This window comes from Mucilaginibacter kameinonensis (genome assembly GCF_003675385.1).
Lineage (GTDB): Bacteria > Bacteroidota > Bacteroidia > Sphingobacteriales > Sphingobacteriaceae > Mucilaginibacter > Mucilaginibacter kameinonensis.
Genome location: NZ_RCWZ01000001.1, coordinates 1,222,025 through 1,244,436 on the forward strand (window position 1 = coordinate 1,222,025; position 22,412 = coordinate 1,244,436).

Consider the following 22,412-nt stretch of genomic DNA (forward strand, 5'->3'; position numbering starts at 1 on the left):
AAAGATCGCGACCCTGTAATGGGCGCTGTCATAATCTTATAAGATACTTCCACGTGTCTCAAACACCAAAGTCATGGGCTATGCTTAAATGTAAATGCCCCCGCTGCAGGCGGGGCGATATGTTTAAGGGTAGCCCTTACAGTTTCTCCAATAAAATAAATCTTAACTGCCCGCATTGTGACCTTTTCTTTGAGATAGAACCGGGTTACTTTTACGCCGCCATGTATGTGAGTTACGCATTAAATGTTGGCGAAGCGTTAGGCATAGCATGGCTTACCTATCTTTTAACCCATAACCAGGATTCGCCCTGGTTATACCTTGGCGCTATAATTTTAGGCTGCTTTGCGCTTGCTCCGGTAAATTTCAGATATTCGCGTGTGTTTTTGTTGTATTGGTTATCACCCAAAATACATTACCAAAGCTATTTAGATGCTGATGATATACCAGGAAAGTCTTGATTTTTTAAAAGATCTCGCGGAGCATAACAGTCGGGAGTGGTTTGCTGCCAATAAAGAGCGTTATGAAAAAGCCCGCGAAAATGTAATTGATTTTACAACAACCATACTTGAAGGTGTGCGTAAAATAGAAGCAGGCATGGATGAAAACCTTGATGCCAAAAAGTGCGTGATGCGTATTTACCGCGATATCCGTTTCAGTAAAAATAAAGCGCCGTATAAAAATAATTTCGGGGTAAGTTTTCCAACGTCCGGCTTAAAGGGCGGCGGCGTTGAGTACTACCTGCATATCCAGCCCGGCAATTCATTTATTGGCGGCGGATACTGGATGCCAGAAGCTCCGCATTTGAAAGCTATTCGCCAGGAAATTGATTATAATGCGGCCGATTTGAAAAAGATCATAGATGACAAGGACTTTGTTAAGCTCTTTGGTGATTTCAGGGCACAGGAGCAACTAAAATCACTGCCGAAGGGATATGAAGCCGATAATGAGAATCTCGATCTTATAAAGCTTAAAAGCTTTGTGGGTTGGCATAAGCTTACGGATAAGGATTTGACTCAGGCTGGATCGGAGAAAATTATCATTGATATGTGCAGCAGGATCCATCCGCTTAATGTGTTTTTGAAGAACGCGCTTGCGTAATAATATATTAAAACCCCAACGTACTATGAAAATTAGATATAGCATTTTAGCCGCTGCTGTGTGTGTAACAATGTACTCATGTAAGGTCATGTCGCCAAAAGCATACAAAACACTTGTTGCCGAACGCGATTCATTAGCCACACGTACATCAAATTTAGAAGGACAGGTTGCACAACTGCAATCAGATACGGCGCGCCTGCACAGGCAGCTTAACGATCTGCGTAAAAACAACAGCGTGTTAAACAGTAACCTTGATGCAACATCGTCAAAAGCTAACGAATTGGCCGCTCAGACCACAAGATTGGCCGCCGATTTGAAAAAACGCGAAGCACGTTTAAAGGAAGTGGAAGACATTTTAAAGAAACGTGACGAGGCTACCAACGCCCTGCGAGACAAATTACAGAAAGCTCTTTACGGCTTTCAGCAAAGTGGATTAACCGTAGATATCAGAAATGGCAAGGTTTATGTGTCATTAGCTGATAAGTTATTGTTCCCTTCGGGAAGTATTATTATTGATGATAAAGGAAAGGCAGCATTGAAACAGCTTGCCGCAGTAGTTAATAAGGAAGCTGATATCAATATGGCGGTAGAAGGCCATACCGATGATAAGAAGGTGAAAAACCTTGGCCAGATCAAAGATAACTGGGACCTGAGCGTTTTACGTGCTACTTCGGTAACCCGCTACTTGACCGAAACAGAAGGTGTTGATCCGCACAGGCTTACCGCGACAGGTAAGAGCGAGTTTCAGCCGATAGATGCTACTGCTACTGACGAAGCCCGTGCGAAGAACAGGCGAATAGAGATCGTGCTTACCCCTAAGCTTGATGAGTTATACAACCTGATCACTAAGTAAATAAATGAAGGGCTCCCGGTTAACCATCGGGAGCTTTTTTGTTTGAACTAACAATGCCATGTATGAAAACAAGAAAGCCCGACGTTTTGCCGGGCTTTCTTATTTATATCCGTTGAAGGTTATATTAAACGCCTAACAACAACCTTGCAGGATCTTCCAATAATTGTTTAACCCTAACCAGGAAGCTTACTGACTCGCGACCGTCAATGATGCGGTGATCGTATGACAGCGCAAGATACATCATTGGGCGGATAACCACCTGTCCGTTTACAGCTACCGGGCGCTCGATAATATTGTGCATGCCTAAAATTGCCGATTGAGGCGCGTTGATGATAGGTGTAGATAACATTGAACCGAATACACCACCGTTAGTGATAGTGAATGTACCACCTGTCATTTCAGGGATGGTCAGTTTGTTTTCACGGGCTTTACCTGCAAGTACCACAATGGCCTTTTCAATTTCGGCAAGACTCATGCTATCAGCGTTACGGATAACCGGTACAACCAAACCTTTAGGCGCAGAAACAGCGATAGAGATATCAGCAAAATTGCTGTAAACAATCTCTTCACCTTCAATACGGGCACCAACAGCAGGCCAGTCTTTCAAAGCTTCGGTAACCGCTTTGGTAAAGAACGACATGAAGCCTAAGCCCACATTGTGTTTCTCTTTGAATTTATCTTTGTATTTAGCGCGTAATTCCATGATCGGCTGCATATCAACCTCGTTGAAGGTAGTAAGCATAGCAGTTTCATTTTTAACCGATACCAAACGTTTAGCAACGGTTTTACGCAGCGAGGTCATTTTTTCACGTTTTTCGTCCCTTGCACCACCTGTAGAGGTTGCAACCGGAGCGGCAGCAGGTTGAGCAGCGGGAGCAGCTGGTTTGGCTGCAGGGGCCTGCGCACCAAGGGCATCGCCTTTAGTAATACGGCCGTCAACACCTGAACCTGATACTGATTTTGGATCAACACCTTTTTCGGCTAATATTTTAGCAGCGGCAGGTGATGGCGTACCTGAAGCGTAAGTTTTAGCACTTTCGGCAGCTGCACCACCACGAGGTGATTCATCAGCAGCGCTAACTACTGCAGGAGTAACCGGGGTAGCTGCAGGAGCAGAAGCGCCTGCGCCTTCAATAGTACAAACTACGGCACCAATAGGCAATACATCACCCTCTTTAGCAATAGTTTTTAATGTACCTGCTTTTTCTGCGGTAAGTTCAAATGTAGCTTTATCTGATTCCAGTTCGGCAATAGCTTCATCCATAGCAACCGCTTCACCGTCTTTTTTGATCCAGCGTGATAAAGTAACCTCAGTGATAGATTCACCAACCGGAGGTACTTTAATTTCAACTGATGCACCTGACGAAGCAGGGGCAGCAGCAACAGGCTCGGCGGCAACTGGTGCCGGAGCAGGTGCATTGGCTACAACTTCTGCCTGTGGTTGTGCGGCCGGAGCAGCAGCTTGCGCGCCACCATCTTCAATATTGGCAACAACGGCGCCAATGGCTAATACATCGCCTTCATTGGCAACGATTTTTAAAGTACCGGCTTTTTCGGCAGTAAGCTCAAAAGTAGCCTTGTCTGATTCCAGCTCGGCAATAACTTCGTCCATTTCTACATGGTCTCCGTCTTTCTTTTTCCAGCTTGCAAGGGTTACTTCAGTAATTGATTCGCCTACGGTAGGCACCTTAATCGCTAAGCTCATATTGTAGTTTGTAGATTTTATATTTTTTAATGGATTATGTCGGGATGCTTATTGACTGATCAATCAGCACCGGCATCAGCCATTTTCTTTGTTGTTTTTTTTACTGATTCTTTAACTGTTTTACCGGCAGGTGCTTCAAAAGCTTTTGACACGATGTACAACTGCTGAGCGGCGTGCTGTTTAGCAAAACCGGTCGCGGTACTGCTACCCTCGATTCTTGAAATCACGCTCAGGTTAATCAATTTATCATTGTGGAATTTGCGGCAAATGTAAGGCCATGCACCCATGTTTTCAGGCTCTTCCTGTACCCAGATAAATTCAGCCTTTTCGTATTTGGCTTTAACTTTAAGGATTTGGGTAACCGGGGTTGGATAAAGCTGCTCAACACGTACAATAGCTACATCCTTACGGTTATCGGCCTGTTGTTTATCTAACAAATCGTAATATACTTTACCGGTACATAGCAATACGCGTTTCACCTTTTTAGGATCAACATAAGTATCATCAATAAGCTCGTGGAATTTACCATTGGTAAAGTCTTCAATTGGCGATACGCATTTAGGGCTGCGCAGCAAGCTTTTTGGTGTAAAGATGATCAGCGGCTTGCGGAAATCGCGGTGCATTTGCCTGCGCAAAATATGGAAGAAGTTGGCAGGAGTAGTACAGTTAGCTACCTGGATATTATCATCGGCACAAAGCTCCATAAAACGCTCAACACGTGCAGAAGAGTGCTCAGGACCCTGACCTTCATAACCGTGCGGCAATAACATTACCAAACCATTACCACGCTGCCATTTAGTTTCGGCGCTGGCAATATACTGGTCAACAATAATTTGTGCACCGTTAAAGAAGTCGCCGAACTGGGCTTCCCAGATGGTTAAAGCGGTTGGGTTTGCAAGGGCGTACCCGTATTCGAAACCTAAAACACCGTACTCAGATAATAAAGAGTTGTAGATGCTTAGTTTGGCTTCCGGGTTAATGGCAGCAAGCGGGGTAAATTCATCCTCCGAATCAACCAGCGTTAATACCGCATGGCGATGCGAGAAGGTACCACGTTTTACGTCCTCCCCACTCAGCCTGATAGGATAACCTTCTTTTAACAAGGTACCATAGGCAAGCAACTCGCCCATAGCCCAGTCAAATACTTTGGTTTTGTTTACCATTGCGCTACGGTCTTCAAACAGTTTTTCAATTTTTTTGAAAAACTCTTTATTAGGTGGCAGCACAGTTAGTTTATTACCGATCTCTAAGAGGGTTTCTTCAGGAACCGAAGTATCAACGCCTCTTACCAGTTCTTTATGACTTGCCAGGTGTAAACCGCTCCACGCGCCTTCAAACATGGCGATGGTATCGGTAAACCTTTCTTCTGATTTTACTTCGTCAAGTTTTTGCTGTAACTCATCTTTAAAGGCTTTTTCGATGCCTTTCAGGTATTCGCCATTAATGCTGCCTTCATCAATCAGTTTTTGATTGTAGATTTTAAGCGGGTTTGGATGGGCATCGATAGCTTTGTACAACAATGGCTGTGTGAATTTAGGCTCATCAGCTTCATTGTGGCCATAGCGGCGATAGCAAAGGATATCGATAAAAACATCCTCATTAAATACCTGCCTGTATTCCATAGCCAGGTTTACAACGTAAGCCAAAGCTTCAACATCGTCACCATTTACGTGGAAAACCGGCGAAAGCACAGTTTTGGCAACATCAGTACAGTAAGTACTTGAACGCGCGTCTTTATAGTTAGTGGTAAAACCTATCTGGTTGTTGATAACCAGGTGAATGGTGCCACCAGTGCGGTAGCCATCCAGTTTTTCCATTTGTAAAACTTCATATACGATACCCTGACCGGCAATTGAAGCATCGCCATGGATCAGGATCGGAGCGATCTTTGAATGGTCGCCGCCATATTTAAAGTCGATTTTTGAACGGGTAATACCCTCAACAACCGGATCAACAGCCTCCAGGTGTGACGGGTTAGGGCAAAGGCTCAGGTGAACTTTTTTGCCGCTTTTGGTATGCACATCGGTTGAAAAACCTAAATGGTATTTAACGTCACCACCAAATGGTGATTCTGAATCGTAGTTTTTACCTTCAAACTCCGAGAATACCTCTTTATAGGTTTTCTCCATGATATTGGTCAACACGTTCAAACGACCGCGGTGTGCCATACCAATGATGAACTCTTCGATACCCAAATCGGCACCTTTTTTAATTACCGAGTCCATTGAAGGAATCAGTGCTTCCGCGCCTTCTAACGAGAAACGTTTTTGACCAAGGAATTTGGTACCTAAAAAGTTTTCGAAAGTTACAGCTTCGTTTAGTTTGCTCAACATTTCCTTCTTTTCATCAAGGGTGAAAGAAGGGGTATTGCGACGGCTTTCCATCCGTTCTTCAAACCATTTTATTTTAATAGGGTTACGGATGTATTTATATTCCGTACCTATTGAACGGCAGTAAGTGTCCTCAAGCAGCTGGCGGATATCGCGCAATTTGGCCGCGCCTAAGCCAACTTCAACACCGGCGTTAAAAACGGTGTCAAGGTCGGCATCGCTTAAACCAAAAGTTTCAAGCTCTTTGCCTGGGAAATAATGGCGGCGTTCGCGAACTGGGTTTGTTTTTGCAAACAAATGCCCGCGCGAGCGGTAACCATCTATCATGTTTAATACGTTGATCTCCTTTAAGAAATGTTCGGGAGTAGCTTCACCAACAGCAGACGGCGCAATTGCGGCAGAGGCGTCAGTGTCTTTACCAAAATCAAATCCTTCAAAGAATTTTTGCCATCCGTAATCGACTGATTCCGGTTCCTGTTTGTACTGTTCGTATAGGGAAGATATGTAGGCAGCGTTTCCGCTATTTATATAATTGAGACGATCCATGTGAAATTGTCTTTAAAACGGTACAAAAGTAAGCATATACCCCTATATACTTCATAATTAATTGTAAAGAAATTTAACCACTATTGGGCTTATTTTATCTTTTGGGGTGAAAACTCAAATTATGGCTTGTTGTTTTGCTTCAGATAGAAAATATTTTGATGGGATAATATTTAGGCGCTAACCAGGTCTCCTGCCTCATCTATAGACGAAGGTTGCCAGGTATTAACAAAATCGGTTTTGGCTTCAAGCTCTTTGGGAAGCTTGGTGGCAATGGCGTATTTGCTTTCCTTGGCATCATTAACACCGGCAATAAATGCCCAGTTGCCCCAGTTGCTGGCCGGCGAGTAATCAATCAGCTTTTCTTCAAAATAAGCAGCGCCCTGGGTCCAGTCGGCCTTGAGGGTATTTACAAGATAGCCGGCAACTACCTGGCGGTTTTGATTGCAGATAAAACCGGTAGCGTTAAGCTCGTGCATGGCGGCATCTATCAGCGGCACGCCTGTTTCGCCATTTTTCCATTTCTGGAGCAGTAGCTCTGCATCGGGTGCAAGGTCTTGTACTTCGTCTTTAGCTTTGATGAATTTTTGCCCGTGCTTTTTAAACATGAACCTGAAATAATCGCGCCAGAGCAATTCAAGCTTTAACAGGTTGCCATTGCTGCCATACTTCTGAATTTCCCAGTAAACCTGGCGAGGCGATATACAGCCTATAGAAAGCCATGGAGAAAGTTTTGAAGAAAACTCGGTACCATTACGGCCATTTTTTTGCTTTATAGCGATATCAAGTTGCGAAAAGTACTTATGCATTTGTACCAGTGCGGCAGTTTCACCTCCCTGGAAATATTCGGCAGCACGGGGATCATCAACCGGTTCGGTTAAGCCTAACTGCTGCAAAGTTGGCAATTCGCCGGCATCTGCAATTTCAGGAACGCTGATATGGTCAGGAGTTGGAACACATGAACGAACATTGCTGTCGCGCTCTACTTTCTTTTTAAAAACCGCGAAACTGTCGGGAATATCTTTTATCGGGAAAGGAAGATCTTCCTTATGGTACATGGTATGGCCGATAAAATGCTTGAGGTTAAGCCTCATTTTCCACAGGGCCGCTTCAACCTCTTCAGAAATGTTGGTTTCTTCATAAGCCACTTCACGGTGATGGTAAACCTCATTTACGTGATATTCTTCGGCGAGCTGCGGGATCACATCAGAAGGGGTACCAATGCGGATAATAAGTTCGGCACCAAAGCCCTGTAAATTTTTCCGGAGATCGGCAACGGCTTCCAATAAAAACCTTGCCCGGAAACTCCCTGTTTTTGGAGCGCCACCTGATGTTGGCTGAAAATAATAAGGATCGAAACAATAAACCGGCAGTACTTTATCAGCCTTGCGAACAGCTTCTAACAAAATTTCGTTATCATTTATGCGCAAGTCATTTCTAAACCAAACCAGAATAGTTCTATCACTCATAGTTAAACAGGGGGTTAACTGAATAATGCAGTATGCAAATTTGCAATTTATTTGCGTTTTATGCACATTTTGCCACAACATTATGACACCATCCAAACATTTAATTATTTTATTAAACTAAGTAAAAAGCTTTTAGCCGACTAAAATAATTAAGCCCCGAAGGTATAATTGTGTAAATATACGTAATTGCATACAACTAAGTTATACCACCTAACCCCATAGCTGTCACCCATCAACACTTAAATGAACCCCGCCTTATTGATCAGATTTGATCTTAGCCCGGATAACAGAATCTTTTTGAGCAGGGGTAAGCTTGTAATTAAATTGAAACAGCGCACCTTCAAAATCGCCATATGAGGGGTTGGGAATAACAATATACCGGCTGCCAAACTCCTTTTGCAATCTTTGTGTGGTTGTTATTCTGCTATCCTCAGTGGGGTGATTATCATACAACATATCAAAATCGGGCAGGTTATCACCGCAGAGCAGCAGGATTTGATGTGTTTTTAAAACATTAAGCCTTCGTGCCTCTTTGCTTGAAGACGAGGTTTTCAGCAGCAAATGCTCATCATCGGCAAAAGGCAAGCTGTACAGTTGTAAATTTTTTAAAGTACTCGCCCGCTCGTTTTCGTTACGGTTGGTGATGTAAAATATAGTGATACCTTTTGATGCCGCGTATTTGAAAAAGGCGGGTGCACCAGGTACGGTATCGGCTATGGCTTTATCTGTCCACTGTTTCCAGGTGGCGTCGCTGTAATCTAAATTTTGCAGGGCGCGGTGTGCGTCGTAAGGACTGTTATCCAGTAAGGTTTCGTCAATGTCGGTAACAATGGCCAGCGGTTTATCGCCGGGATTTTTAATGCCCTCATCAACCCTAAGCCTGGCTATATTATAAGCCTGGAAGCACAATGCCTTGTATTCTGCCGCGCGTTGTTGCCATAATGAAGCCCAAATTTTACCGTCATTAGTAATACTGGTATTTGAACCGGTAGTTTTTTTAACTGATGAGCAGGCGCTGAATAATAACAGGCCTGAAAGTAAATAGCTGTAGCTTTTTTTCATGATGGTTGATTAAAGGTGATGTCAGTCTGAGCTTATCGAAGACCCGTGCGGTAGGGCCTACAACTATGCTTCGACAAGCTCAGCATAACATGCCTCTTTATAACAACTCCGGTTTTATTTTATCCTTAAACTCCTTGGCAAATTTATTGAGTTTTGGCTGGATAACAAACGCGCAGTATGACTTGTTAGGATTATCGTTGAAATAGTTCTGATGATAATCCTCGGCGCTGTAAAAATCAGTTGCCGGGGTTATTTCGGTAACAATCGGATAGTCAAAAACGTGCTCGTTGGTAAGCGTTTTGATCATTGCTTCTGAAGCTTGTTTTTGCTCATCATTGTAATAGAAAATAGCCGAACGGTATTGTGTGCCCACATCATTACCCTGACGGTTTAGCGTTGTTGGGTTATGGGTTTTAAAGAAAACCAGCAACAGTTCATCAAATGAAATCACATCGGCATCATATTCCAGGTGGATCACTTCGGCATGGCCGGTAGCGCCTGTGCAAACCTGCTCATAAGTTGGGTTTGCAATTTTACCACCCATATAGCCTGAAGTTACTGATGTTACACCTTTAAGCGATTGGAAAACGGCTTCGGTGCACCAAAAGCAACCGTTGCCGAAAGTTATTTTTTGAATGTTCATATATCCCGTTTAGTCAAAAGTAATGCCTGTTTAAACGGTTAGTTATGAGGGCGATTTGAATATGTCAATTAAATTACTAAACTTAGTGTTTAACCTTATATTAAACCTATTAGTTATGAAAATTGCAGCATTAATTGCCCGCCTTTTGCTGGGCCTCATCTTCGTGGTGTTTGGTTTAAACTTCTTTTTCCAGTTTCTGCATATGGCCCAGCCACCCATGACCGATAAGGCACAAGCTTTTAGCGGTGGATTGTTTGGTTCGGGCTATTTTTTTCAGTACATGAAGGTGATAGAAATAACAAGCGGTTTTTTCCTGCTCATTAATCGCTTTACCGCGTTATTTGTATTGGTGCTACTGCCTATTTCGCTTAATATTTTCCTATTTCATGTCATTTTGGCACCGGCGGGTGTTCCCGTTGGATCTGCCGTTATAATTTTACAGGTATTTCTGTTGTTTGCCTACCGTAAATATTATACCAGCATTTTTACGGTGACACCAGTGGTATAATCAACTATCAGATTAACTGAGGTGTGCTGTTAAGCAAAATCATGTCATTGCGAGCGAAGCGTGCAACCGCACGGGAGCAGGGCCGCTCTGTATAGCATGCGATTGCTTCGTCGTTCCTCCTCGCAATGACATGATTTAAGTTTTTAACTCATCACACCATTTCCCGCTCAAAAATTTCCTGGATCATGCCCACCTGCTCTGCGTAAATTGATTTTTTGCGTGTGCCGAAATATAGCGTATTCTCTATCTTATTATACCCTTCCCAAAGCAATTTGATATTACCGCTATCGCGTTCCTTTTTGGAAAGAAAGTCCGGGATCACCGCTATGCCTTTACCATCGCTCAGGCAGCGGATAATGGAGCCCATATTAGGCACAATAAAGTTGGGCTTAAAATCGGGGCGTTTGCCAAAGTTGATATGCCAAAAGCGCCGCAGGTGTTCCATATCGCCCGATGAACCGTACCAGGTTTGTGCCTTAAGCCAGGTTTGGATCTGATTAAGGTTTTTAGTTTTTAGTAATTCATTAAACTCTTCGGTTGGGGTTTGCGCCCCGGCCAGCACTACTATCCGTTCTTTAAAAAACGGTTTATACTCCAGGCCTTTATAGTCGCCTTTATGAGGAGTTACAATCATGTCGAGGATACCACCGTCCAGGTCGGCCAGCATTTCGGGGTATTCGCCAAATTTGATGATTACATTAAAAGGCAGCGTAGGCAGATAGGATTCAAGCGTAAACTGAAAAGTTTCAAAGCACATACCTATACTTATGGTAGGCACATCCTTTTCGGTGCTTTTATGGAAATGCCGCTCGGCTTCTTCCAGTTTGCTGATAGACTCCTGGATATAATTGTACAGGATCTTGCCCCGCTCGGTAGATACCATTTTGCGCGACGTTCGATCAAACAGTTTATAGCCTACATAACTTTCCAATGAGCTTAAATGCAGGCTCACCCCCGGCTGGGAGATAAACAAGGCCTCGGCCGCCCCGGTTAGCGAACCGGTTTCATATATCGCTTTAAACGTGCGGAACCATTCAAAATTAACCATAGCTAATCTATTATAATTATAATACAAAAGTATAAATTATACTATTTTAATAGTAGATTATTGGACCGTAATTTTGACAAAAATTAAAACACGAAAATAAATGAAGAACATATTTGTAATAAACGGCGGACAGATCTTCGGTCACTCCGGTGGAAAGTTTAACAAAACATTATTAGATACAACAGTACAATACTTTACAGAACATCCTGATTTTGAAGTACGCTCAACCGATGTTAATCATGAGTACGATGCTATGCAGGAAGCCGAAAACTATAAATGGGCCGATATCATTATTTACCATACCCCGGTTTGGTGGTTCCAGGTACCGCATGCTTTAAAAAAATATATAGATGAGGTTTTTACTGCCGGTTACCAAAACGGTATTTACCGCAGCGATGGCCGTACAGCCGAAAACCCAGGTATTAACTACGGTACCGGTGGGTTAATGCATGGTAAAAAATATATGCTTACCACCTCGTGGAATGCGCCCGTTACTGCTTTCACGCTGCCCGGCGAATTTTTTAATGAACACAGTGTTGATGAAGGGCCGATGTTTGGTTTTCATCGGATGAACGCTTTTACCGGCATGCAGCAATTAGACAGCATCCACTTTTATGACGTAATGAAAAACGCTAATATAGAGGAGAACCTGCAACGCTACCAGGAACATTTAAACAAACTATTTACCCAAAACAACCCAAGCCATGAAAATTTACTTAACAGCCTTAGTGAAGTGTAAGGCGGGCACTACCGCCCAAATGAAAGAGTTTTTGGATAAGCTGGTAGCAGCATCCCGCCAGGAAGAAGCCTGTTTGCAATACGAGCTGTATCAATCAACAACAGACGAAACCCAGTTTATTTTTCACGAAACCTGGGCCAGTCAAGATGGGCTTGATGAGCATGTTAAACGCGAACATTTTCAGTTATTCAGTCAACAAATAACTGATGTTATAGATGGCCCGCTGGTAGTATATAAAACCGATAGGGTTCATTAATAGAATAAATAAAAAAACGGCCCCGATGAAAATCGGGGCCGTTTTTTTATTTGCTGCAGATTTTATTGCAATCGCCCGAGGCTTTGCATGATTTGCTGCAGTTGTCTAAACACGTTGGCCTGGTGCATGACTTTGCACATTTGGTGCAATGGTTCATTTTGTTATTGCAGCAAGGCGTGTTGGCAAACGAAATATTACATATAGTAAACAGCATCACAGTGGTGATGAAAAGAAACTTTTTCATGATTTTTAAATTGAATTTTTAATAAAAAGATACACTATTGGAAATAGGCAGATGTCTTTTTATTAAGCTTTCGGAGGGTTCCAGCAGATGTCTGTGTAATCGGATAAATTACCTATGAGGTAAGGCAAAGCAACATCGTTATCAATGTTAACCACAGCAGCTTCTGCTTTTACAGGTTCAACCTTTAAAAAGCAACAATTATTACATGAAAGCATAGTCATGCACATGCCTCCATCACACCCTTTTTGCTGACTATGTTGTTTCTGAGGCATATTAGCCATATGATGGCAGCAATTTTTTGACACGTTATTCATAGGCGCGGCTTTCCCTGGTATAGTGGAAATGAGCACCATAAAAATTAACATGATAAAGGAAATTGCTTTCATCGATCTTTCAAACGAAATGTTATTGAGTATAGTATCAGGAAATAGAGGATTTATTCGTGTTTTTAGATTTCAATGGTTATTGGTGGCTGCACTTAAATTAAGTTAATGTTTTTAATTCCCCTCTCGATTAGCTTATCAAAGCAGAAACACACTCCTACACCCCTCCCAAGAGGCGAATCGCACAGATCCCGCTTTTTGCTTCTGTCACCATCACCAACGGATACAAGAAATGAAAATTCAACATGTTTATTTTATATTCCTTTCCTTTTTGGCTATTATTTATAATTTAGTGTCGAAAATACAATTAATACAAACTGATATTATGTCATCAATAAAACCCCATGGTGCTAAGGTTTACCTGCGCGCGTGCCTGCTTGCTCTGCTGATGCTGGCCGCCCTGAAACCTTTTGCCCAAACCCGCCAAAAGCTTGATTTTGATAAAAGCTGGCGCTTCAATCTTGGTGCTGTTGAAAACGGCGAAAAAACAACGCTTGACGATAGCAAATGGCGCACGTTAAACCTCCCGCACGACTGGAGCATTGAAGGTACGTTTTCAAAGGATAACCCCGCCACGCCCGAAGGTGGTGCTTTGCCCGGTGGTATAGGGTGGTACCGCAAAACATTTACTGTTCCGGCTTCATCAAAAGGTAAACTGGTTTATATTGATTTTGATGGCGTATATCAAAAAAGTGATGTTTGGATCAATGGTCATCACCTTGGCTTCAGGCCAAACGGTTATATCTCGTTCAGGTATGAACTTACGCCTTACTTAAATTTTGGCGGTAATAACGTTATCGCGGTTAAGGTTGATAACTCGGTACAGCCAAACTCGCGCTGGTATTCGGGTTCGGGTATTTATCGTAATGTATGGCTGGTGACTACCAACAAAACCGCTATTGATCATTGGGGTACTTATGTAACTACAACTGATGTGAGCAACACGTCTGCCAAAGTAAATGTGCAGGTGCAATTGCATAATTACCAAACAGCACCCGGACTACAGATAAGCACTAAACTTTATGATGCTGCCGGCAAACCGGTATCATTAGCCGGCGAAGCTTTATCTGGAGCAAAAAGCAAAGACGCGGCGCTAACAGTGACTCATACACTTACTGTTAAAAATCCGGTGCTCTGGTCGGTTGATAAACCTTATCTATACAGGGCCGTTACCCAGTTGCTTGAAGGTAAAACAGTATTAGACGAGTATACTACTACAGTAGGCATCCGCTATTTTAACTTTGACGCGGATAAAGGTTTCAGCCTGAATGGCAAACCGATGAAGATCCTGGGCGTATGTGATCACCATGATCTGGGTAGCCTTGGTGCTGCTTTAAACAATCGCGCCCTTGAGCGCCAGTTACAAATGCTGAAAGCAATGGGTTGTAACGGCATCCGTACATCGCACAATCCTCCGGCACCCGAACTGCTTGACCTGTGCGATAAAATGGGCTTTATTGTGATGGATGAAGCATTTGATTGCTGGGAGTGGAAAAAAGCTACTTACGATTATCACCTGTTTTTTAAAGAATGGCATAAACGCGATTTGGAAGATCAGATCAAACGCGACCGTAATCACCCCAGCGTTATGATCTGGAGTATCGGTAACGAAATTCCTCAGCAAGCGGATACCAGCGCGCTGCGTATTGCTCCCGAATTGGCGGCTATTGTTCACAGTTTGGATAAAACCCGTCCGATTACTACGGCTAATGATCGCCCGGATACTACCAACAAAATTGTTAAATCCGGCGCTATCGACCTGATTGGCTATAATTATCACGAATTTGATTATGCCAAATTTCACAACCGCTATCCAGGCAAAAAATTCATCGCTACCGAAACTACTTCGGGCTTAGAAACAAGGGGATATTATGAAATGCCATCAGACAGCATCCGCGTATGGCCTACCAGCTGGGATAAACCTTTTGTAAAAGAGGGCAACAATGTTTCGGCATATGATAACACCCGACCACCCTGGGGCTCAACACATGAAATGACCTGGAAGATCATGAAAAAGTATGATTTCCTTTCGGGAATGTACATCTGGACAGGCTTTGATTACCTTGGCGAACCAACCCCATATTCATGGCCATCGCGCAGTTCATACTTCGGTATTATCGACTTAGCGGGTTTCCCTAAGGATGTTTACTATATGTATCAAAGCGAGTGGACAAACACACCTGTACTGCATATTTTCCCTCACTGGAACTGGGAGCCGGGTAAAATGATCGATATCTGGGCATATTACAACAATGCCGATGAAGTTGAGCTTTACCTGAACGGTAAATCGGTAGGGATCCAAAAGAAAAAAGGTGATGACCTGCACGTAATGTGGCGTGTGAAATTTGAGCCGGGAACGCTTAAGGCTGTATCACGTAAAAATGGCAAGACAGTTCTAACGCGCGAAATTCATACCGCCGGCGCTCCTGCTAAAATTGAACTGATTGCAGATCGTTCACAAATTAAAGCCGATGGTAAGGACCTGTCATTTGTTACCGTGAAAATATTAGACAAAGACGGTAATGTGGTACCCGATGCCGATAATAAAGTAAGTTTCAAAATTAACGGCGAAGGCTTTATCGCAAGTGTTGATAACGGCGATCCTGTTAGTCATGATCCGTTCAAGGCCGATTATCGCAAGGCGTTCCATGGCCTTGCGCTTGCAATTGTTCAGGCTAAAGAGAAAGCCGGTACAATAACTTTAACTGCATCGGCTGATGGTTTACAAAGTAAAACGTTGGTGTTGACAGCTAAATAGTATAAGAACGCAGCATAAAAAAAGCGTCATTGCGAGGAACGAAGCAATCCCCGATTAGCAGGTCCGCCCTGTATAGTTTGGGATTGCTTCGTTCCTCGCAATGACGCTTCTTATTTACATAGTTTTGAAACTTCGTAAGTCTCAATTCGGATAGGCAAATTTAAACCTTTTTAAAGCCCATGATCTTGAAATTGCTCACCAATACTTTTGATCCGTTTTTGTATTGCATTGGGGCGCTTATGTATAGGTTTTTTGCTGTTGTGGGCATAAAGGCCATGGTATCTGCCAGTTTGGTTTGATCAAGATAAACCACCATACGGTCACCGTCAACCACTAATGAAACGTGCATTTTGCGGTTAGTAAACGTGGTTAAATCAAAGGTGCTGTTGAGGTATTTACTCAGGAACTCGCTGTTTATAGATACATCATCATTGTTATAATATTTAAGGGCAACGTAAGCGCCGCCACTGCTGATGTAATCGCGAACGCTGTTATCAGTTACAAAGCCAAAATTTACCGGGTAGATATCGCTTATTTTATCTGCAGCCGCAAGGATATCAAATTCAACAGTGAAGTGTCTTGGATAAAAAAGCTGTTTGGTGAATTTGTAGGTAGCGTTATCTGCAAGGGCCAGCCATTTGCCGCTTTCGCCGCCAACAGAAACTATCGTGGCCGATCCGTTGGTTTTAAACGTTTTGGCCGATGAGCCTACCGGAATCGCAGAAAAGTCTTCGGCAAATAATACGGTATCACCCGAAACAAAATCAAATCCCGAATTAATGATTACCTTATTGCTTTTAGGTGCGCCTGAAGTAGATGATGAGGATGAAGAAGATGATGGTGATGAGGTTTTTTTATCAAAAGCATCGCTGGCTTTTTGAGCGGCTTTGTCTTTTGCTTTTTGCAGTAAGCTTCCAAATTGTGCATTGGCATTAAAGCCCGTGACTAAACCAGCTATGGTTAATAGGCTGAGCAGGAGTTGTTTGTGCTTCATATAGATATAGTGTTTAAGTTTCAATTGCAATAAACAAAGAATAAAGTAAACTGTTTGTTAATTTTATTCACAATTGTTATACAATAGTTAATATATCTATTGCTGAAGGCAATGCGCAATTTAAAGGAAAGGGGCTCAATCTTAGTCATGAAGCTGGAGCCCGTCCAGTGCTTTATCAACCTTCTTGCTTTCGCCATATACAACAATTCCAACCAGATCAAGGTCTGCATCGGTGTGGCGGGCTATTTCCGAGAGATTGTCCGTTTCGGTTTTTGTCGCGAACAATCCCTGGGTATAAATGCCGATGTGAAGCCCTCTTTCTTTAGCCCGGTTAAAGGCCCGCTGTAGCTGAGCGCCGGTGTCTGCCTTATAAACAAGCACGGGGTATTTCATAAAGGGCATATAATTATTTCCTGAAGCTGTGATGAGTTCGGCACCATGTGTGTCGGGATGAGCAATTGCAACTGAGCTGGCTAAAAATGCAGTAACGTTAAGCTTTTGCCACGCTGCCAGTTGGTCTTTAATTACGATAGCTATTTTTACCTGGTTCATATTGTTTAAACGGCAATTATTTTAGCTTAAGTTCCATTTGAATATTGGCACGTTCGTAAGGTGATGGCCTGCCCGCTACTTTAACAAAGCCCAGTTTATGATAAAGGCTGATAGCCGGTTTTAAAATAGTATTACTTTCCAGGTAAAGCTTGTGGCCACCAAGAGCTTTTGCTTTGTCAATAATAGCCTGCCCTAATAAAAAGCCTATGTTTTTTCCCTGGGCTTTTGGCGATACGGCCATTTTAGCAAGTTCAAAATCATAATCCGGATCGTCCATTTTTAACAATGCACATACACCAACAGGTTCGTTGTTATAAAGAGCAACCAGTATAAGGCCGCCGTTATTGATGATATAACTATCGGCATTATCAAGGGCTTTATAATCGGCTTCTTCCATTTTAAAGTATTTGGAGATCCATTCTTCATTCAATGCTTTAAAAGCTTCGGCGTAGCGTGGCTCGTAGGGAACTATCTGCACTTTGTTGCTTTCCCTGATCTTTTGATGTTCCTGCACCCTGCGTAATAATGATTTTTGTTCGAGCAGATATTCCCATTCTTCAATAGCTTTCCACAAGTCGTGATTGGCTTGTGACAGGATTTCTTCTACGGCGCCGGTAACATCAGCATATTGGTCTTTGATTTTTACAGCGGCATCAAGTCCTTTGGCCGAAAGGCTTACCATATTGCGGCGACCATCGGTTTTATCTTTTTTCTCTACAACAAAGCCGTTCTTCACCATTTCGGCAATGATTTTACTTACAGAAGGGTGGGAGTGCCCAATCTCTTTGGCAATTGATGTAATGGTAAATTCTCCGCCATCCTGCAACACATAAAAAACCGGGAACCATTTAGGCTGAAAATCGATATGATATAAGTTGTAGATCCTTGCCGCGTCTTCACCAACGGTTTCTGTTAGCATCCTGAGCCGGCTACCTATAGCCATCTTTCCTACTTTATTAAAAAATTCCATAATGGTAAGTAACTAATTATGTAACTGATTACACAAATGTATGATGTTGTTTTATTAATTGCAATAGTTAACTATAAATCAATGTCATCGGCAATTCATAAATGCCGGTAAAGCGGAAAGTTGGGCTAATTGCCATTGGAGATCTATAGCTATTATCGCTATTCGAGGTCTTTGACCTCGAATCCTTATGCCTGTAGTTTGTAACTACAGGCGTAGGCAGGTTTCATTTTTTAATTCTGTAGTTGCAAACTACAGGCATAGTCGTCCGAAGTCAGGAGACTTCGGACAGCGGTCTCTGACTTCGAACTGCGTATAAAGCACAAAGCCGGGCTCATGAGCCCGGCTTTGTGCTTTATATATTGTTTTAGCTATTATGCTAATGCTTTACCCATTAAAGGATCGCTGAAACTTGATTTACCTGTTTCTACGCGACCGGCAAAGCGTTTGGCAAATTTTTCAAAGCCATCAATCTTTGTACTGAAATCATACCAGCCATGACTTTTGCTTAGGTTCAGGGCAATGGTTGTGCTTGCTCCTGCTTTTACAGCAACTTTATGATCGCCGGTTTTGTAGCCATGATCTGTTATTGCAATAGTCTGTGCTTTGCTGGTATGGTTGGTAAGCTTCAAACTAACGTTACCCGTTAATTTACCGTTAACCTGCTCATATTCACAAACAACATCCACCAGCGGATCAGCAGCATTACCCTGGTATTCGCGGAAGAAACCGTTAGGGCCATAGGTACGCAAATGATATTCGCCATTCTCAAATTCATGTAAAGGCCAAACATCTGCAAGGGTATCACCGGCTTTAACGGTATAGGCCCAGGTGCGCAGGTCTTCCATTTTCTGAGGATCATTCATAGTCGCGTATTTGCCTGGGGCATATACGTTGAATGGCGAGCCTAATGCTTTTGAACCAAACGACTTGTTACTCGCTGTAAATTTGATCTCGAATGATTTTTTATCGGCGCTCAGTTTACCATCGGCATAAAGTTGATAAGGCAGGGCAGACGATGGTTTGATACCTTTTTCCTGCTGTGGCATGTATGGCGATGAATGCGGATCTTTATTGATCTGCGCAATCTCATCGACAGTAAGCAGTTTATAATCTGACGGAAGTTTTTTGAATTGCGCTTTGTGGATGCTTTCTAAGAATGCTTCCCTTGCAACAAACTCTGGGTTTTCGATCTTCTCACCGTTATACGGACGGAAAACGCTTGAAAGGTCACCACAAACCGTACGGCGCCATTCGCTTATGTTGGGTTCGGTTACTTTTTTGCCTGTTTTGTGGCTTAAAAAGCTCTCTAAAAATTGCAGTGTCGAGGTATGGTCAAACACTTCAGAGTTAACCCAGCCGCCGCGGCTCCATGGCGAAGCGATTACAAGCGGAACACGGAAACCTAAACCTATTGGGCTTTCGCGGTCAAACACTTCGGGGAAGTTATTGCGGGCTTTTTCCTGCTCTAAAGTAACAAACTCAACGCTTGGGTCTATTCCGGCCGATACTTTACCCGTACCCGGTTTATGGGGATTTGGAGCGGTAAATGGCGGAACGTGATCGAAATAGCCATCATTTTCATCATAAGCTAAAATGAAAACTGTTTTTTTCCAAACATCAGGGTTTTGTGTGAGGATGTCTAACACTTCGGATACATACCATGCACCATACCAGGCCGAGCTTGGGTGGTCAGAAAAATGTTCGGGAGCCGATAGCCAGCTTACTGTAGGTAACTGACCGCTCTTTACATCCGCACGGAACTGGTGCAGCACGTCGCCTTTGGGGACTAAAACTTCGCGCTCGGTACCTTCATCATTGTATTTTAACGGGCTCAGCGTACGATAATGCGGATCATTAGTATTGGTTACAAAACCTTTTTGGTGCAAGTTTTTTTCGCGCTGCGACAGGCCGGCAAACTTGTTAGGATCAAGGCTTGCCATATCTTTTTTGGTGTTTTCGAGGTCGTGCTGTTTTTGCTTAAGCTGTTTTTGCAAATGGTCTATATGCGCATCGCCGGCAGGCAAAGCAGCAATTTGCTTTTCTACGGCAGCTATCTCATCTGGCAAAACAGTTGATTTTTTTTGCAGATGGGCTATGTGTTTATCGTACAATTTAATGTTGTACTGGCCAAAAAACTCCAGCGGATTATCCTGGAAGTTAGATAACCACGGATCTTCTTCGCCCTCTAAACCGGTATCAATGGCAATTTCATTCTGGTAATGTTTCCATGATATGTTATGATCTTCCAAACGCTCGGGGAAGGTGGCCCAGTTTAGAGTACCATAATCCATATCATCATTCCAAACGTGGGCGAGCGAATTTTCATGCTGCTCGGCGCGGATGGTACCACTCCAGAAATATAACCTGTTTGGGTTAGTGCCTGTTAAGGAAGAGCAAAAGTTTTGATCACAAACAGTAAAGGCATCGGCCAGGGCATAGTAAAATGGGATGTCCTCACGATTGTGGAAACCCATGGTTAAAGGCATGTTGGAGTATTCCTTAATACTGTTGCGTTTAACATTAAGCCATTGGTCAAACTTACCGTCGTTGCGGGCATTAACCTGGTTGCCCCATGAATGCGGCAATGAGCTCATCCAGGTTGCTTTGGTATTTTTGATATCAAGATGGAAAGGAACGTAAGTTTCGCCTTTTTTGTTTGATTGCAGCCAAACCTTGTTTTTGTTAGGCAGATCAATAGCCCGTGGATCGTTATAACCTCGTACCCCTTTAAGCATCCCGTACGTATGGTCAAACGAGCGGTTTTCCTGCATCAGTATCACGATGTGCTCTGCATCCATATAGGTGCTGCCCGGAGCCGGGTTTATGGCCATCGCTTTTTGAATGGATTCGGGTAAAACGCTGGCTAAACCGGCTGCACCGGTTAATAATGCCGCTTTTTTAAGAAAATCTCTCCTTGAATCAGACATGTGTATTTTTTATTTAGTTCATGGCCTATGGATGATAGATCATGGTGTTTTTAGTTTTTGGTCACTGGGTGATGATCAGCAAATCCCAGTTGTTTTTAGGCCTTCAAGATATAGCAAAGTTTTTAAAATCTATGATCCATGAACTATCAACTATGATCTAATTATCTTTCCGCTGCGCTATTACTTGTTCGCAAAGGCCAAATGATAATGTCATACCGTTACCTCCCAGACCGTTAATAACGGTTACTCCCGGTTCAATATCTACAATTAACTCGGATGCGCCGTTGGTCATTTTAGGATAGATGCCGTGCCATGACTGCAGCAGTTTCCAGTCTTTAAAATTGGCGAACGTATGTAAGTATTCGATTATTAAATTATTAATAAATTCTTTGTCGAAAGGATCATGAACGAGGCCATATTCGTGCGAATCGCCGATGGTAAGTTCGCCGCTGCCATTTTGTGATACCATTACGTGGATCCCCCATTTCAGGTGAGTAGCATATTGCTCTTCATAGCGTTTACGCAAGGCCGGTAATGACGCCGCTGCCTGAAAGCCAGGATAGTGGATCATGGACAAGCCACCGCATAATGACGGGCCAATGCGCCATTCATCGGGCTGGGTAACTAAACGCATCATTTGTAGCTTGCATTTGGTGATCTGGGTTTGTGCAAATAACTCCGGGTATAATGTTTCAAAATCTGCGCCGCTGCAAACGTAGATCTCGTCGGCTTCCCAGCTTTGGGTGCCTGAGCTTACTTTAGGGTGCTCGATACGGCTGATGGCGGTGTTCCAGTGAAATTCAACACCAAACTTTTCGGCAAGGTATTGAGCTACCTGCCCAACAGCTACCCGCGATTCAATGATCATTTCATCACTGCTCCACAACGCGCCTTTTAATCCGTCGGTATTTACTGCGGATGATTTGTGTACGGTAGCACCGGGATCAAGTACCGCGCAATCACGGTATTTGTGATTTACCTCAACATATTCCTCAATTGCCTGCAATTCATCATCGTGATAGGCAAGGTGTAACGAGCCAACTTCATCATGCCAGATCCCGGCTTCGGCACAAACTGTTTTCCAGATGCTTTTTGATAGCATGGCGCGTTCGTACATTGGTCCGGTAGCCTGGCCAATGGGCCATACCATACCAAAGTTACGGATGGAAGCGCCCACGGCACGTTCATTACGCTCAAATACGGTTACTTTATAGCCACGAACGGCCAGCGCACGGGCAGTAGCTAAACCTACTATACCTGCGCCAATGATGATTGCACTTTTGTTATTGTTCATTATATTATTTCATTAGGTCATTGTGTCGTTGGTCAT

At 43.2% G+C, this 22,412-nt stretch carries 19 protein-coding genes; 7 read left to right on the forward strand and 12 right to left on the reverse strand.

The window, feature by feature from the left end:
• The first annotated feature begins 53 nt into the window (after window positions 1-53).
• From EAH55_RS05500 to EAH55_RS05510, 3 genes are read left to right on the forward strand one after another with little or no spacing between them, the layout of a single operon-like run.
• Window positions 54-458, forward strand: coding sequence for a DUF983 domain-containing protein (locus tag EAH55_RS05500; protein ID WP_208644792.1), 405 nt, complete (start codon window positions 54-56; stop codon window positions 456-458).
• Entirely contained in the window at window positions 430-1,098 is a 669-nt protein-coding gene (locus tag EAH55_RS05505; protein WP_244228097.1) for a DUF2461 domain-containing protein, read from the forward strand. Before EAH55_RS05500 ends, EAH55_RS05505 begins: the two co-directional genes overlap by 29 nt.
• A gap of 25 nt (window positions 1,099-1,123) precedes the next feature.
• Window positions 1,124-1,951 carry an OmpA family protein gene (locus tag EAH55_RS05510; protein ID WP_223818084.1) on the forward strand — a complete coding sequence of 276 codons (828 nt, stop codon included), beginning with the start codon at window positions 1,124-1,126 and terminating at the stop codon, window positions 1,949-1,951.
• A 124-nt stretch (window positions 1,952-2,075) separates the two neighbouring features.
• Here EAH55_RS05510 and odhB read toward each other — a convergent pair whose 3' ends face one another.
• The 5 genes from odhB to msrA form a co-directional block, all read right to left on the reverse strand.
• Window positions 2,076-3,656: a 2-oxoglutarate dehydrogenase complex dihydrolipoyllysine-residue succinyltransferase gene (gene odhB / locus EAH55_RS05515; RefSeq protein ID WP_121808774.1), complete on the reverse strand. Its 1,581-nt coding sequence runs from the start codon at window positions 3,654-3,656 to the stop codon at window positions 2,076-2,078.
• A gap of 59 nt (window positions 3,657-3,715) precedes the next feature.
• Window positions 3,716-6,532, reverse strand: coding sequence for a 2-oxoglutarate dehydrogenase E1 component (locus EAH55_RS05520; RefSeq protein ID WP_121808775.1), 2,817 nt, complete (start codon window positions 6,530-6,532; stop codon window positions 3,716-3,718).
• A 170-nt stretch (window positions 6,533-6,702) separates the two neighbouring features.
• Entirely contained in the window at window positions 6,703-7,998 is a 1,296-nt protein-coding gene (locus EAH55_RS05525; protein WP_121808776.1) for a DASH family cryptochrome, read from the reverse strand.
• 255 nt (window positions 7,999-8,253) lie between these two features.
• Entirely contained in the window at window positions 8,254-9,060 is an 807-nt protein-coding gene (locus EAH55_RS05530) for a 5'-nucleotidase, lipoprotein e(P4) family (protein WP_208644793.1), read from the reverse strand.
• Between the two features lie 97 nt (window positions 9,061-9,157).
• Window positions 9,158-9,703 carry a peptide-methionine (S)-S-oxide reductase MsrA gene (msrA, locus tag EAH55_RS05535; RefSeq protein WP_121808778.1) on the reverse strand — a complete coding sequence of 182 codons (546 nt, stop codon included), beginning with the start codon at window positions 9,701-9,703 and terminating at the stop codon, window positions 9,158-9,160.
• Window positions 9,704-9,818: 115 nt separating this feature from the next.
• On the opposite strand from msrA, the gene EAH55_RS05540 reads away from it, so the two are divergent.
• A complete protein-coding gene (locus tag EAH55_RS05540) occupies window positions 9,819-10,211 on the forward strand; it encodes a DoxX family membrane protein (protein ID WP_162996751.1) in 393 nt (130 codons plus the stop codon).
• 151 nt (window positions 10,212-10,362) lie between these two features.
• Here the strand turns inward: EAH55_RS05540 and EAH55_RS05545 are convergent, their stop codons facing one another.
• The gene (locus EAH55_RS05545; RefSeq protein WP_112574550.1) at window positions 10,363-11,259 is read right to left on the reverse strand and encodes a LysR family transcriptional regulator; all 897 of its coding nucleotides are present in this window, start codon (window positions 11,257-11,259) and stop codon (window positions 10,363-10,365) included.
• A gap of 100 nt (window positions 11,260-11,359) precedes the next feature.
• Between EAH55_RS05545 and EAH55_RS05550 the strand changes: the two genes are divergently transcribed.
• Entirely contained in the window at window positions 11,360-11,998 is a 639-nt protein-coding gene (locus tag EAH55_RS05550) for an NAD(P)H-dependent oxidoreductase (protein ID WP_121808780.1), read from the forward strand.
• Window positions 11,964-12,254, forward strand: a complete 291-nt coding sequence (locus EAH55_RS05555; protein ID WP_121808781.1) for a putative quinol monooxygenase — start codon at window positions 11,964-11,966, stop codon at window positions 12,252-12,254. Before EAH55_RS05550 ends, EAH55_RS05555 begins: the two co-directional genes overlap by 35 nt.
• Window positions 12,255-12,560: 306 nt before the next feature.
• Here the strand turns inward: EAH55_RS05555 and EAH55_RS05565 are convergent, their stop codons facing one another.
• Window positions 12,561-12,884 carry a hypothetical protein gene (locus tag EAH55_RS05565; protein ID WP_121808783.1) on the reverse strand — a complete coding sequence of 108 codons (324 nt, stop codon included), beginning with the start codon at window positions 12,882-12,884 and terminating at the stop codon, window positions 12,561-12,563.
• Between the two features lie 322 nt (window positions 12,885-13,206).
• Here EAH55_RS05565 and galB point away from each other — a divergent pair, with 322 nt between their 5' ends.
• On the forward strand, window positions 13,207-15,639 hold the full coding sequence (gene galB / locus EAH55_RS05570; protein ID WP_208644794.1) for a beta-galactosidase GalB: 2,433 nt from the start codon (window positions 13,207-13,209) through the stop codon (window positions 15,637-15,639).
• 160 nt (window positions 15,640-15,799) lie between these two features.
• Here galB and EAH55_RS05575 read toward each other — a convergent pair whose 3' ends face one another.
• The 5 genes from EAH55_RS05575 to EAH55_RS05595 all read right to left on the reverse strand — a co-directional run bounded on the left by EAH55_RS05575 (window position 15,800) and on the right by EAH55_RS05595 (window position 22,376).
• Window positions 15,800-16,633 carry a hypothetical protein gene (locus tag EAH55_RS05575; RefSeq protein WP_121808784.1) on the reverse strand — a complete coding sequence of 278 codons (834 nt, stop codon included), beginning with the start codon at window positions 16,631-16,633 and terminating at the stop codon, window positions 15,800-15,802.
• Between the two features lie 141 nt (window positions 16,634-16,774).
• Window positions 16,775-17,185, reverse strand: coding sequence for a DUF2000 domain-containing protein (locus EAH55_RS05580; protein ID WP_121808785.1), 411 nt, complete (start codon window positions 17,183-17,185; stop codon window positions 16,775-16,777).
• A gap of 16 nt (window positions 17,186-17,201) precedes the next feature.
• On the reverse strand, window positions 17,202-18,155 hold the full coding sequence (locus EAH55_RS05585; protein WP_121808786.1) for a bifunctional helix-turn-helix transcriptional regulator/GNAT family N-acetyltransferase: 954 nt from the start codon (window positions 18,153-18,155) through the stop codon (window positions 17,202-17,204).
• A gap of 371 nt (window positions 18,156-18,526) precedes the next feature.
• Window positions 18,527-21,082 carry a phosphocholine-specific phospholipase C gene (locus tag EAH55_RS05590; protein WP_121808787.1) on the reverse strand — a complete coding sequence of 852 codons (2,556 nt, stop codon included), beginning with the start codon at window positions 21,080-21,082 and terminating at the stop codon, window positions 18,527-18,529.
• A gap of 157 nt (window positions 21,083-21,239) precedes the next feature.
• The gene (locus EAH55_RS05595) at window positions 21,240-22,376 is read right to left on the reverse strand and encodes a TIGR03364 family FAD-dependent oxidoreductase (protein WP_121808788.1); all 1,137 of its coding nucleotides are present in this window, start codon (window positions 22,374-22,376) and stop codon (window positions 21,240-21,242) included.
• Between the last annotated feature and the right edge of the window lie 36 nt (window positions 22,377-22,412).